The organism is Bradyrhizobium sp. IAR9 (assembly GCF_013408065.1).
GTDB lineage: Bacteria > Pseudomonadota > Alphaproteobacteria > Rhizobiales > Xanthobacteraceae > Bradyrhizobium.
The window spans coordinates 107,322-120,870 of the sequence record NZ_JACBZW010000013.1 but is presented as its reverse complement, the minus strand read 5'-3'; the positions used below and the strand labels follow the sequence as shown (position 1 = coordinate 120,870).

Annotated in this window: 12 protein-coding genes; 4 read left to right on the top strand and 8 right to left on the bottom strand. The window is 64.9% G+C overall.

Annotated elements, in window-relative coordinates; genetic code table 11:
• Position 1 precedes the first annotated feature (1 nt).
• The 4 genes from GGD67_RS29105 to rfaD all read right to left on the bottom strand — a co-directional run bounded on the left by GGD67_RS29105 (position 2) and on the right by rfaD (position 5,760).
• On the bottom strand, positions 2-1,915 hold the full coding sequence (locus tag GGD67_RS29105; protein ID WP_179737719.1) for an SDR family NAD(P)-dependent oxidoreductase: 1,914 nt from the start codon (positions 1,913-1,915) through the stop codon (positions 2-4).
• Positions 1,916-1,999: 84 nt separating this feature from the next.
• Positions 2,000-3,286 (bottom strand): O-antigen ligase, encoded by a 1,287-nt coding sequence (locus tag GGD67_RS29100; RefSeq protein WP_179737717.1) that lies wholly within the window; start codon positions 3,284-3,286, stop codon positions 2,000-2,002.
• Entirely contained in the window at positions 3,283-4,767 is a 1,485-nt protein-coding gene (gene rfaE1, locus GGD67_RS29095) for a D-glycero-beta-D-manno-heptose-7-phosphate kinase (RefSeq protein ID WP_179737715.1), read from the bottom strand. Before rfaE1 ends, GGD67_RS29100 begins: the two co-directional genes overlap by 4 nt.
• A gap of 12 nt (positions 4,768-4,779) precedes the next feature.
• Positions 4,780-5,760 (bottom strand): ADP-glyceromanno-heptose 6-epimerase, encoded by a 981-nt coding sequence (rfaD, locus tag GGD67_RS29090; RefSeq protein ID WP_018317389.1) that lies wholly within the window; start codon positions 5,758-5,760, stop codon positions 4,780-4,782.
• A 159-nt stretch (positions 5,761-5,919) separates the two neighbouring features.
• Here rfaD and waaF point away from each other — a divergent pair, with 159 nt between their 5' ends.
• Positions 5,920-6,984 (top strand): lipopolysaccharide heptosyltransferase II, encoded by a 1,065-nt coding sequence (gene waaF, locus GGD67_RS29085; RefSeq protein WP_179737713.1) that lies wholly within the window; start codon positions 5,920-5,922, stop codon positions 6,982-6,984.
• A gap of 36 nt (positions 6,985-7,020) precedes the next feature.
• Here waaF and GGD67_RS29080 read toward each other — a convergent pair whose 3' ends face one another.
• The 3 genes from GGD67_RS29080 to GGD67_RS29070 form a co-directional block, all read right to left on the bottom strand.
• Complete coding sequence (locus tag GGD67_RS29080) at positions 7,021-7,404, bottom strand: type II toxin-antitoxin system HigA family antitoxin (protein WP_026201841.1); 384 nt, start codon at positions 7,402-7,404, stop codon at positions 7,021-7,023.
• Positions 7,404-7,700 (bottom strand): type II toxin-antitoxin system HigB family toxin, encoded by a 297-nt coding sequence (locus GGD67_RS29075; protein ID WP_026201842.1) that lies wholly within the window; start codon positions 7,698-7,700, stop codon positions 7,404-7,406. Before GGD67_RS29075 ends, GGD67_RS29080 begins: the two co-directional genes overlap by 1 nt.
• 278 nt (positions 7,701-7,978) lie before the next feature.
• Positions 7,979-9,016, bottom strand: a complete 1,038-nt coding sequence (locus GGD67_RS29070; protein WP_179737711.1) for a glycosyltransferase family 4 protein — start codon at positions 9,014-9,016, stop codon at positions 7,979-7,981.
• Positions 9,017-9,141: 125 nt separating this feature from the next.
• Between GGD67_RS29070 and galE the strand changes: the two genes are divergently transcribed.
• The 3 genes from galE (at position 9,142) to GGD67_RS29055 (ending at position 12,812) form a co-directional block, all read left to right on the top strand.
• A complete protein-coding gene (gene galE / locus GGD67_RS29065) occupies positions 9,142-10,155 on the top strand; it encodes a UDP-glucose 4-epimerase GalE (RefSeq protein WP_091959059.1) in 1,014 nt (337 codons plus the stop codon).
• A 118-nt stretch (positions 10,156-10,273) separates the two neighbouring features.
• Entirely contained in the window at positions 10,274-12,076 is a 1,803-nt protein-coding gene (locus GGD67_RS29060; RefSeq protein ID WP_179737709.1) for an ABC transporter ATP-binding protein, read from the top strand.
• A 34-nt stretch (positions 12,077-12,110) separates the two neighbouring features.
• Positions 12,111-12,812: a fumarylacetoacetate hydrolase family protein gene (locus GGD67_RS29055; RefSeq protein ID WP_018317396.1), complete on the top strand. Its 702-nt coding sequence runs from the start codon at positions 12,111-12,113 to the stop codon at positions 12,810-12,812.
• A 75-nt stretch (positions 12,813-12,887) separates the two neighbouring features.
• Here GGD67_RS29055 and GGD67_RS29050 read toward each other — a convergent pair whose 3' ends face one another.
• Complete coding sequence (locus tag GGD67_RS29050) at positions 12,888-13,346, bottom strand: nuclear transport factor 2 family protein (RefSeq protein WP_179737707.1); 459 nt, start codon at positions 13,344-13,346, stop codon at positions 12,888-12,890.
• Positions 13,347-13,549: the final 203 nt, after the last annotated feature.

Sequence of the window (13,549 nt, the reverse complement as noted above, 5' to 3'; positions counted from 1 at the left end):
GTCAGGCCGCGGTCGACCCGAATTCGGGTACCGCATCCTTCAGGATGGTCCTGATGGTGGCGCGATCGTCGCGTGCGATCGCCTGCTCCAGCGCCGCGATCCATTTGCGCAACGTCTGCATCGGCGGCTCGTTCGGCTGCGCGGCCATGATGCCGGCAACGCCGATCTCGCGGGTCGGCTCCTCGGTGGCGAACAGGATCTCGTGCAGGCGCTCGCCCGGCCGCATGCCCGTGAACACGATCTCGATATCGTAGCCGGGCTGCAGCCCGGAAAGGCGGATCATGCGCTCGGCGAGATCGACGATCTTCACCGGCTGGCCCATGTTGAGCACGTAGACGGAGACGTCAGGACGGTGCGTTCCGAGCGCATGCGTGGCCGCGGTGATGACGAGATCGCAGGCCTCGCGGATGGTCATGAAGTAGCGGACCATGTCGGGATGCGTCACCGTCACCGGGCCGCCAGCCTCGATCTGGCCCTTGAATTTCGGAACCACCGAGCCGTTCGAAGCCAGCACGTTGCCGAACCGGACCGAGATCAGCCGCATCGGCGGCTTGGCGCTGTGCGCCCCGGCTGCGAGGTCGTGATCCAGCGCCTGGCAGTACATCTCCGCAAAGCGCTTGGTCAGGCCGAGCATCGACACCGGCTCGATCGCCTTGTCGGTCGAAATCATCACCATGGCTTCGGCGCCCGCGGCAACGGCGGCATCCGCAACGTTGATCGAGCCGAAGATGTTGGTCTTGACGCCCTCGCTCCAGTCGCGTTCGAGGATCGGCACGTGCTTGAGCGCGGCGGCGTGGAACACGATGTCCGGCTTGAACCCGGCCATCAGGCGCATGATGCGCTCGCGGTCGCGGATGTCGGCGATCCGCCCTTCGACTTCGGCAGCCGCCCCTCGCGCGGCGAGCGCTTCGGTGATGGCGTAGAGCGCGGGCTCGGAGTTTTCCACGATCAGGAGCCGCGCGGCACCGAAGGCGACGACACGCTCGCAGATCTCCGACCCGATCGAGCCGCCGCCGCCGGTGACGATCACCGCCTTGCCGTTGATCAGCGCTTCCAGGCGCGCATAGTCGATCGTCTCGCTCGGCCGCAGCAGGAGGTCCTCGACCGCGACGGCCGTGAGCCGCGGCGTATCGCCGCTCTCGAGCGAGGGCATCCGGTTGACGATCACACCCAGCTTGCGCGCCCGCATCAGGATCGATTCCGGACGCGCTTCCGGCTCGAATGCCGAGGGCGTCATGACGAGGCGCGCGATCGGCTTATTGCGCTTGGCGAAGTCGGCGACGACGTCCTCGACGTCATCGATGCCGCCCAGCACCGGCACGTTGCGGATGAACTGGCCCCGATCCGAGCTCGACGGCGACAGCACGCCGATCGGCCAGATGCGCTTGATCGCCCCGCTCTCGATGCCGCGCAGGAGTACCTCCGCATCCGCGGCGCGGCCGATTAGCAGCGTCGGCGCGGCCTCCTCGCCCCTGGCGTGACGCCGCACCCGCGTATAGCGGAAGTAACGATAGGTCATGCGCAGCGCGCTGAGGAACGAGATCTCGAGGAACCAGTAGAGGACGATCGTCACCTTGCCGAGGAAGAAGGCACCGCGGACGTTGGGGGCGACGAAGATGTAGTCGAGCACCAGCAGGGCGACCGTCAGCACGGACGAGACGCGAATGATGTTCAGCGCATCAGGCAGCGAGATGAAACGCCATTTCGTCGTGGTCAGGTTGAAGATGAAGAACACGACCACGCTGAAGGCGAGGAAGTAGGGCAGGATCTGGAACAGCAGCGGCAAGCGCTCGAAGAAGCCGTCGCCACCCTCGAATCGCAGATAGAAGGCGGCAAAAAGCGCCGCCGCGGTCGCCAGCAGGTCGTGGAGCGCGATTAGGAAATTGCGCAAGGTGAGATGCGAAAGACGCGTCATCCGCCGACCGATGAAAACCCAGTTAGATGCAACCTGACCGCGCTGATAGCCCATCTGGACAGGACTTGCCAGCCGCGCGGCCTTTCAGGAACCGGCTTCCCCCGTCTTCGCCTCGGCCTGTTGCGCCCGGATCACCATGCCGCCGGCAACGCCGACGCCGATGACGTACATCCAGCCCTCGTGGAAGTCGAACAGATGGGAGTTGAACAGCGAGGTAAAGACGTTCTGCACCACCACCAGGAGCCCGATCCAGTTGGCAAGCCCGTCGCCGCGAAACAAGCGTAGATGCAATATCCAGATCGCGTAGAGAACGGCGATGCCGATCACGCCCCATTGCACGGCAACGTTCAGCGTCTGGTTATGCGGGTTGCCGATCACCTCGGCGGACGCCTGGTACTGACCGGCGGGCGTCGCGACGCGTTCGAACAATCCGCGCGTCGAGCCGGTGCCGTGTCCCATGATCGGCGCCTCGGCGAAGAAGCCGAGCGACTTCCGCCAGAATTCGAGCCGCAGCCCCGCCGAGGTCGGCTCGCCCTTTTCCATGTAACGCGTGTAGTCGTCGGAAAACCTCTCGGCGGTATGGCGCAAATATGGCGAGGCCTGCCAGGCGAGAACAGCGGCGACGAGCAATGTGGCGGAGATGAGCGCGATGCTGCGCCATTTGAGATGAAGCAGCGCGAACACGCCGAACATGATCGGAACGGTGACGAGCGCTGTGCGTGACACCACCACGAAGGTCATGTTGACGAAGAAGCTCAGTGCCAGCGCCGTCAGCAGCCCGGCGAACCAGTATCGCTTCTCACGCAGCAGCATCACGATCGGATAGGCGAGCGCGACCGCGCAAAGCGCGAATTCCTGGCTCTGGTTGATGTAATTCTTGACGAAGATGCCGCGCTCGGCCGGATCGGTCTTGAGCGCGAGATTCGGGTAGAAGGCGACCAGCCAGGACATCACCGACAGCAGGGCGCAGGACGCCAGGAAGGCGATGAAGATCCAGCGCCCGCGCGGCGAGCGCTCGAAATGATAGAACAGCACCGGCAGCACCAGCAGCTTGATGGTCGGATTGACCGCATAGAAGCGGGCGCCCCAGCTCGCGTCCGACCACAGCGTCCCCACCAGCGCGAGCAGGACCAGCGCGATCGGGGCCGCGCAGATCGGACGCGTCAAGGATTGCAGGAACGCGCGGACGTCGAGAAATGGCACCATGCAAATCAGCATCAGCGCGTTGAATATCCCCGCCAGCGAGGTCGACCACGGCAGCGAGGCTGCGGTCAGGACCGCAAATATATCGACGGTCTCGCGCCAGGCCGCCGGGCTGCGCAGGCGGCGAAGCAACATCCCGCCGGTCGTCTCGCGTGCCAGTGCCGTCACTTGCCTCCTCCCCGGGCGCGATGGACCAGCGCCGTCGTGCTGAAGCCCTGCAGGATGTCGACCAGCACGACGGTGCCGCCCGCGGCCTCGACGACCTCGTGGCCGACCACCTGCTCACGGGTGTAGTCGCCGCCCTTCACCAGCACGCCAGGCTTGATCCGGGTGATCAGGTCGATCGGCGTGTCCTCCTCGAAGATGACGACGAGATCGACGGCCTCGAGCGCGGCGAGCACCTCGGCACGCGCGCGCTCGTCCTGGACCGGCCGCTCGGCGCCCTTGAGCCGCCGCACCGAGTCGTCGCTGTTGAGCCCCACGATCAGGCGGTCGCAGGCGGCGCGCGCCGCGGTCAGCACCTTGACGTGGCCGGGATGCAGGATGTCGAAGCAGCCATTGGTGAAGCCGACGCGCTGGCCTTGTGTTTTCCATTCGGCGAGTTGCGCATCGAGTGCGGCCGGCTCGAGCACGATCTTCTCCTCGGCCGCCAGAGTGGCATGCGGCAGGATCTTTCGGCGCAGCTCGGCCGCGCTCACACTGGCGGTGCCTTGCTTGCCGACGGCGACGGCGGCAGCGGCATTGGCCATGCGCAGCGCCGTGTCCCAGTCCGCGCCTGTAGCAAGCGACACCGCGAGCGCGGCGGCGACGGTGTCACCGGCGCCGGAGACGTCGCGCACTTTCACCGGGAAGGCCGGAACGTGAACCGCCGCGCCATTGCGCGGCACCAGCGTCATGCCGTGCTCGCCCTGGGTGACCAGGATCGCCTCGCAATCGGCGAGCCGCATCACGTCCTCGCTGGCCTCGACGATGCTCTGCACCGTCTCGGCGCGGCTGCGGGTCGCTTCGGAGAACTCCTTGCGATTGGGCGTCAGCAGCGTGGCGCCGCGATAGATCGCCCAGTTCAGGCTCTTGGGATCGACGATCACGGGCTTGCCGAGCTTTCGCGCGGCATCGATGGCGTGGCGGATGACGCGCGCCGTCAGCACGCCCTTGGCGTAGTCCGACAGCAGCACGATGTCGGCGCGCGCGATCTGCGGCAGGATCGCCTCGATCAGCTTCGTCTCGATGTCATCGGAAGCAGGCGCCGCCTGCTCCCAGTCCGCGCGCAGCATGTGCGTGGAAAAATGCTCGGAGACGAAGCGGACTTTTCGCGTGGTCGGGCGCGTGGGATCGCACACCAGCACGCTTTCGATGCCGGCGTGCCCGTCCAGCGCCGCCTTGAGCCGTGCACCGGCATCGTCCTCGCCGACGAGGCCGACGAAGATGCAGCGCGCGCCCAACGAGGCGACATTGCGCGCGACATTGCCGGCGCCGCCGATATGGATCTCGCTGCGCTGGGCCGCGATGACGGGCGCCGGCGCTTCCGGCGAGATCCGCGACACCTCGCCATAGACGAACTCGTCCAGCATGATGTCGCCGATGCACAGCACCGTGCGGCCTGAGATGGCCTGCGCGAGGGCGTCGAAATCGAGAATGGGCGTCGGCATGGTCAAAAGGCCTCAGCGGAAGCGGTCGGGCCGGTCGAGGTAATCCCCGACATAGGCCTTCACCGCATCCTCGAGCGTCGTGAAGCCGCCGTTATAGCCGGCGCGGTGCAGGCGATCGACCTCGCTCTGGGTGAAATACTGGTAGGCCCCGCGGATCTGCTCGGGCATGTCGATATATTCGATGTTGGGCCTGGTGCCGAGCGCCGCATAGGCCGCCAACATCAGATCCCTGAAGCTGCGCGCCTTGCCGGTTCCGACATTAAAGATGCCGGATACCGACGGCGTCGCCAGCAGCCACATCACGACGCGCACGACGTCGTCGACATAGATGAAATCGCGGCGCTGATCGCCGTCGGCGATGCCCTCGCGATGCGACTTGAACAGCTGCACCACGCGGCCTGCCTTGACGTCGTCGAAGCGGCGCGCCAGCACGCTCATCATCGAGCCCTTGTGATACTCGTTGGGGCCGAACACGTTGAAGAATTTCAGGCCCGCCCATTGCGGCGGGAGCGGATCGCCGTTCGCTACGCGCCCGGCGACCGCGAGATCGAACATGTGCTTGCTCCAGCCGTAGAGATTCATCGGCCGCAGTTTCTTCAGTGCCGGCAGCGAGGCGTCGTCGTCAAATCCCGTCTCACCGTCGCCATAGGTTGCCGCCGAGGAGGCGTAGATGAACGGCACCGCGCCCGCCGTGCACCAATCGAGCAGGCGCATCGACAGGCGGAAATTGGTTTCGAACACGAGGTCGCCGTCGGTCGCGGTGGTCGCGGAAATCGCCCCGAGATGGATCACAGCCTCGAGCTTGCGGCCCTTCAGCCAGTCCATCAGCTCGGCCGGCGGGACAATATCCACAAGCTGGCGCTTGGCGAGGTTCCGCCACTTGCCCTCGTTGCCCAGGAAATCGCAGACCACGACGTCGCTGCTGCCCGCGTCATTGAGCGCGGCCACGACATTCGACCCGATAAAACCGGCCCCGCCGGTCACCAGCAACATTCCGAAATCCCTGCCCGATCTTTGCGGCCCGGTCCTGCCGTAGCGCATGAGCCGCCAAAGTGTAAGCGGTTTTGGGATTGAGTGGTCTGCCGGCTTTACCTGCCGGCCTGGAGCGGCTACCGAACCGCCACAATCAGATCGTCTCGGCCCTATTAACGAATGAACCAAGATTCGACACTTAGCGGAGATGCAGATCGGAGCGACACCCGCCCGATTCTGATCATTCCCTACATGTGGATCGGCGATTTCGTCCGGAATCACACCGTTGTCCGGGTCCTCAAGGAGCGCTGGCCGAACCGGCCGGTCGATCTTCTGACCACCTCCCTGTGCGCCCCGCTGGTCGATTACATGCCCGGCGTGCGCGAGGGGATCGTCTGGGACCTGCCGCGCGGACGCCTCGCCGTCGCCCGCCAGCTCGCCCTGGGGAAACTCCTGCGCGAGCGGAACTACGGCACGGCCCTGGTGCTGCCCCGGACCTGGAAGGCGGCCATCGCCCCCGCCCTCGCCGGCATTCCTGAACGGGTCGGCTTCGTCGGCGAGTTCCGGTTCGGCCTGCTCAACCGCTGGCGCTGGGGCGAGAAGAAGCTGCCGCGCTTCATCGACAAGAACGCCGCCCTGGCCCAGCCCGACGGCGCCCCGCTGCCGGCGGAATGGCCGGTACCGCAATTGCGGGTCCCGGCCGAGGACATCGTCCGCTGGCGGCAGGCCAACGGGATCGGCGCCGGCGCCGCGGTGGCGCTGGCCCCCGGCTCGGTCGGCGTCTCAAAGCGCTGGACCTATTATCCGGAGGCCGCCCGGCTGCTGGTCGAGCGCGGCCTCGAGGTCTGGGTGGTCGGCGGCCCCGCGGAAAAGGGGCTGGCCCAGGAGATCGTCGCGGCCGGCGGCTCAGGCGTGCGGGACCTCACCGGCAACGATCTGCGCAACGGCGTGCTGGCCATGGCGGCGGCCGGCGTCGCCATCTCCAACGATTCCGGCCTGATGCACATCGCAGCTGCCCTGGGCACGCCCACCATGGGCATCTTCGGCCCGACCAGCCCCTATCTCTGGGCTCCCCTCAACGGCCTCGCCGCGACCGTGGTCCAGGACAAAGAAGTGCTGCCCTGCCAGCCCTGCCAAAGCACGGTATGCAAGATGAACGACCACCGCTGCATGCGCGATATCGCAGCGAGTGAGGTGGTGGCGATCGCGCAGCGGGTGCTGGGGGAGGCTGGAAAGCCGGCTTAGAATTGAGCGTGGCGCCCGCGGAAGCCGGGCATGAGATCAAGCATGCGCGCGCGTCAGTTCGTAGGGAGCGGTGAGAGCATCAATTGGAATGCTCCATTCCTTGCTGATGATGCGGATCATGTCCAGCGTCAGCGGACGGACACGATTCAAGATCTCGGACGCTCTGTTGCGACCAATCAGACCCGCCAACTCTGACTGCGACCGTCCCATGGACTCGATCGCGAAATGGAGAACGTCGACTGGATCGCCGCGCGAGGTCGCGAAGTGATTGTCTTCGTATTCCTTGATGAGTGAAGACAAAACTTCGAAGCGATCACCATCGGGCGTGCCAGGCGCCGGCTCGGCCTGGAAATAACGAGATACTTCGCCGATAGCCCAATCGTAATCCTGTTCATTGCGAAGAGGCCTTACGTCCATCATCACACGGTCTCCGCGTCTATTCCGTCATATTCTTTGTGCGTGCCGACGAACTTGATGAGAGCAGTTTTGAATGTGTAGGAGAAATGAACCACAAGGCGATACTTGTTGCCGCCGATGTCGAAGATCGCTCTGTTATCGCCAACGAAGTCCACGTTGTTTCCGAACGCCTTCTTCAAGTCGGCCGGACCGCTCCAATCGCCTTTGGACACGATCTCATACCAAGTCCCCAAAGGGGTCCGCGCCTTGGGGTATCGCTCGCAGAAGACCTTCAGTGCCCTTCTTGCGATAACGTTCATTGCCATAGCACGTTCCCGAAATGGGATCAATCGAAAAATTCCCATTACGGGTACAAAATCGAATTCCGCTGGCCTTAACGCTAACCGAGAAGGCGCAATTTGACTGTTGGGCGCGAACAGGATCGGATTGTCTAGAGATGTTTTGCCCAACGAGTCAAATCGATTTCGTAAAATCGGCAGCCGGACGAACCCATCGCCAAGCCATTGATTCCGCTCATCCCGGCTACTGTGCATGGGGTTGTTTTCGCGTTTTTTGTTTTCGGCCCTCGCGGCGTGGCTCAGAGCAGCGGCCGATAGACCTCGCCGATCCGCGCCGCTTCCGCATCGAGGCTGAACTTTGCCAGCACCCGCGCTCGGCCCCTCTCGCCCATCGCCGTCGCGGCATCCACGTCGCGCATCAGCGGCTCCACTGCCGCAGCCAGCGCATCGGCATCGCCGGTCGGGACCAGCACGCCGCTCACGCCATCCTCGACCACCAGCTCGGCCGCGCCGGCGCGTGCGGCGACGAGCGCGCTGCCGGCCGCCATCGCCTCGATCAGCGTCAGTCCAAAACCCTCGTTGCGCGAGGTGAAGGCGTAGATCGTCAGCCGCTGGTACCAGCGCTGCACCGCTTCGATCGGCAGCTCGCCGGTGATGACGATGCGCGATTGCAGGCCGGCCGCTTCGATCTGCTTTTTCAGTTCGTTCGCAAAGGCCATCTGCTCGGCCGTGACCTGACCAACGATCACGGCGGTGAAATCGGGATAGCGCGGCAGCAGCCGGCACATCGCGTCGACGAACACGTCGGTGCCCTTCTGCGCGCGCACGCGTCCAAAGCAGCCGATGGCGTAACGGCCGGGCAGCGCGGCCTCCGTGAACGCAACAGCGCGGTCGGTCGGCGGCGCATAGATGTCGGTATCGACGCCATGCGGGATCACGGTCGCCTGCACTTTCAGGAACGAGGCCGAGAGATCCGATGTCGCGATGATCGCGTCCATGCGCCGGATCAGCCAGCGCGTGATCCAGCTGTGGTGCCGCTGCGCCGCCGAGGTGAACACGAGTTTCAACGGCCAGCCGAGCGCGCGTAGCGCGACACCCGCGATCATCTCGTTGTTGCGCCGCGCATGCCAGATCAGCGGCGCCTTGCGGCGCCATAGCTTGAGGAAATCGGCAACGCTCAGCCGCGCAATCCCAGCCGGCGCGTGCGAGCCGAACCAGGCGGCGCGGTACAGTTTCGCCAGCCGCGGCGCCACCATCCGGTTGGTCGCAGTGACCCCGGAATAGCGCCTGTGCAGATTTGGCACGATCACTTCGAGATCGCCGGGGGAATTGGCCACGTCATGCTCCGTTTCGCAAGTCCCTATACGCAACATTAAGCATAGTGACCAGTTCAGCCGCGCCGATACCCCCTCTTCACCACGCAAGCGCTAACTTTGCGCGTTGATCGAAGACGGGTGAGATCATGACTGTGCTAGTCACCGGCGGCGCCGGCTATATCGGAAGTCACACGGTCCTCGCGCTGGCGGAAGCCGGCGAGGACGTCGTCGTGATCGACGATCTCTCGACCGGTTTCTCCGCCTATCTGCCCGAGGGCGTGCCGCTGTTCATCGGCGATGCCGGCGACGAAAACCTGCTCGAAGGCGTGATCGCGCAGCACAACATCGAGAGCATCATCCATTTCGCAGGCTCGGTGGTCGTGCCGGATTCGATGCGCGATCCGCTCGGCTACTACCGCAACAATTTCACGACCGCGCGTAACCTGCTCAACGTGGCGGTGAAGCGCGGCATCGGCCGCTTCATCTTCTCCTCGACCGCCGCCGTCTACGGCAATCCGGACCAGGTGCCGGTGCCCGAGCACGCGCCGACGCGGCCGTTGTCGCCCTATGGCTCGTCGAAGCTGATGACCGAGATCATGCTGCACGACGTCGCCGCCGCCTACGGCATGCAGTACGTGACCCTGCGCTATTTCAACGTCGCCGGCGCCGATCCGCAGGCGCGCATCGGGCTTGCCACCGTCGGCGCCACGCATCTGCTCAAGATCGCGGTCGAGGCCGCGACCGGCCAGCGCGCCAAGATCGACGTGTTCGGCACCGACTATCCGACCCCCGACGGCAGCTGCATCCGCGATTTCATCCACGTCACGGACCTCTCGCAGGCGCATCGTTCGGCGCTGGCCTATTTGCGCAACGGCGGCGCCTCGACGACGCTCAATTGCGGCTATGGCCGCGGCTATTCGGTGCTGGAGACCATCGACGCCGTGCGCCGCGTGTCGGGCCGCAGCTTCGCCGTGCAATACGCCCCGCGGCGCCCCGGCGACATCATGACCATGGTCGCCGACACCAGCCGCATCCGCGGCCTGCTGGACTGGAAGCCGCAATACGAGGACCTCGAGACCATCGCGGCTCACGCCTTGGCGTGGGAGGACAAGCTGTTCCATGAGCGCCATGGCGAGCTCCGCCACGCCGCCTCGGCCTAGATTCCATCTGAGCGCAAGCCCTTAATTGGGCTTGAAAAACCCCGCTTGAGCGGGCACAGAGGCCCTTCGATCCCTGACGTGCGGGCAGGCTTTGTCCTGCGCCGTCAATGGACACCGGATGGCCCAGTTTCCAAAGAAAATCACCGACGATCCCTATGCGGCAGCGGTCCTGATTCGCCGCCTGGTCACGGAACAGGGGGTCGTCTATTGGCGGCGCTACCTCGTAGCCTTCGCGCTGATGGCGGTCGCCGCGGGCGCAACGGCAGGCGCGACCTATGTGCTCGGCCAGGTCATCAACCAGGCCTATGTCGACAAGAACATCCCGGGCATCGCGATGTTTTCCGGGATCACGGTGATCCTGCTCTTCATCAAGGGCGTGGCGACCTACGGCCACATGGTGATCCTGACCAAGATCAGCAACGCCATCCTCGCCACCAACCAGCGCCAACTGTTCGCAAAACTGATGCGCGAAAGCGTCGGCTTCTTCTCCGAGCGGCATTCGTCCGAGTTTTTGGCGCGGCTGACGGCCGGCGCCAAGTCGATCACCGACGTGCTCAACATGCTGGTCAACGCCGTCGGGCGCGACCTGTTGATGCTGCTCGCCATGATCGGCGTGATGGTGTGGCAGGATCCGGTGATGTCGTTCATCGGCCTCGTCGTGGTGCCGCCGGCGATGCTGGTGCTGCGCAAGCTGGTCAAGCGGATCAAGGGCCTCGCCTACAACCAGTTCACCGGCACCGCCGACATCATGGAGACCATGCAGGAATCGCTGCAAGGCATCCGCACGGTGAAGGCTTTCACGCTCGAAGACACCATGCAGAGCCGCATCGACGAGAACATCGCCATCGTCGAGCGCAACGCCAACAAGATGGCGCGCGTCGCCAACCGCTCCAACCCGCTGATGGAGATGCTCGGCGGCTTCGCGGTCGCCGGCTGCCTGCTCTATGGCGGCTACAGCGTGGTCGCGCTCAACGCCACGCCGGGCGCGTTCTTCTCCTTCATGACCGCGTTCCTGATGGCGACCGAGCCGGCCAAGCGGCTGGCGCGGCTCAACATCGACTTGAACAGCCAGCTCGTCGGCGCGCGCATGCTGCTCGAAGTGGTCGACAGCCCGGCGAGCGAGCACTCCGACGACGACAAGCCGGCGCTGAAGCTCTCCGACGCCCGGATCGAGCTGCGCGACGTCAGCTTCTCCTATCGCGCCAATGAGACTGTGCTCAACCGGATGAGCTTTACCGCCGAGCCCGGCAAGGTCACCGCGCTGGTCGGGCCCTCCGGCGGCGGCAAATCGACCGTGCTGGCGCTGCTGCTCCGCTTCTATGAAGTGACGCAAGGCGACATCGTGATCGACGGCCAGTCGATCGGCGCAGTCTCTCGCAAGTCGCTGCGGGCGCAGACCGCCTATGTCGGGCAGGACGTCTATCTGTTCCGCGACACCATCCGCAACAACATCGCCTTCGGCCGGCCCGGCGCCAGCGAGGACGAGATCACCGAGGCGGCGAAAGCGGCTTGCGCGCATGATTTCATCGTGGGCTTCCCGCTCGGCTACGACACGCCGGTCGGCGAGCACGGCACGCAGCTTTCAGGCGGCCAGCGCCAGCGCATCGCCGTGGCGCGCGCGCTGATCAAAAATGCACCGATCATCCTGTTGGACGAGGCCACCGCTGCGCTCGATTCCGAATCCGAGCGGCAGGTGCAGGAGGCGATCGAGCATCTCTGCCAGAACCGCACCACCATCGTGATCGCGCATCGCCTGCACACCATCATGCATGCCGACGCGATCCTGGTGATCGAGGGCGGCGAGATCGTCGAGCGGGGCCGGCATGACGAGCTGCTCCGCCGCGGCGGCCGCTATGCCTCGTTCTTCCGCCTGCAACACTACGATGCCGGCGCTCTGGCGCCGATCAGCGCAACCGCATAGAGTTCCACTTCACCTCAAGAGCAGCGAGACCCGCATGAACGCCGCCTCCTACGTCATCCCGCTTCCGCCCCAGGCTTCACTTCCCGTCGTCGGCGAAAGCGGCCGCTATCCAGTGCGCCGCATCTGGTGCGTCGGCCGCAACTATCTCGAGCACATCCGCGAGATGGGCAATGACGAGCGCGCCCCGCCGTTCTTCTTCGCCAAGCACGCCGACATGCTGGTGCCTGATGGCGCCACCATTCCCTATCCGCCGCTGACCAAGGATTTGCATCACGAGGTCGAGCTGATCGTCGCGATGAAGAGCGGCGGCCTGAACATTCCTGCCGACAAGGCGCTGGATCACGTCTATGGCTATGCCGTCGGCATCGATCTCACCCGCCGCGACCTCCAGATCGCCTCGCGCAAGAAGGAGCGTCCGTGGGAGATCGGCAAGTCGTTCGACGGCTCCGCGCCGTCCTCCGCGATTCAGCCGGCCTCCAAGATCGGCCATCCCGCCAAGGGCAAGATCTGGCTCACGGTCAACGGCAAGGAAGCCCAGAAGGGCGACCTGACCGAGCTGATCTGGAACGTGCCCGAGATCATCTGGCAGCTCTCCCAGCAGGTGAAGCTCGCCGCCGGCGACATCATCATGACGGGCACCCCCGCCGGCGTCTCCCAGCTCCAACCCGGCGACAAGCTCGAATGCGGCGTCGACGGCGTCGGCACGCTGAAGGTGAGCATCGGCCAGCCTGAATAAGCCGCACGACATCCGGAAATCGAAAGGCCCCGGACGTGTCCGGGGCCTTTTGCATTTCGGGCGGACGGGGTGGATCTACCAGGCCTTCACCGGCCGATTGGCGTGGCTCACCTGCGGCACACCGCGATTGAGCGACATGTGCGAATGGACGCACAGCCAGCCATCGGCATTCTTCGCAAAGATCATGGTCGCACGGCCCGGGCGCGGAAAGACGCTACAGTCGGAATGATAGCCCGTGCTCGTCCACGGCGCGATCACCGTGGCCATCGTGCCGTCGCCGGATGCCAGGACCGAGGTCTGATCGAGCACAAAACGGAAGTCCGTCGTCTTCGGCCAGACGTTGTCCCATTGCGTCGAGACCCACTGATCGAGGCCGGGGATGACGTCGTTATGTGTGCCGAAGGCAAGCACGTCCGGATGGAAGAGCGGCCGCGCCGAGGCGTAGTCGACCTCGCGGACGTAGCCCGCGAAGGTTTCCAGCCACGCCAGGAAGAATTGCTTCGTCTCGCTGTCGGCGGTCGGCAAGAGGGCCATCACCTGCTCCATCTTCTACGCGATCACGGCAAGTCTTGTTGCCATGGGAGAGACCTTCCAGCAAGATATGGACTTACCTGTCGACCGCGGCCTTGCTCAATCAGAGCCAAATGCAAAGATACGCAGAGCTGCGAGGCTACCAGCGCCCTGATAGCTCCGCAGGGCACAAACACCATCACTAGACACGCGCGGGATCACCGCAG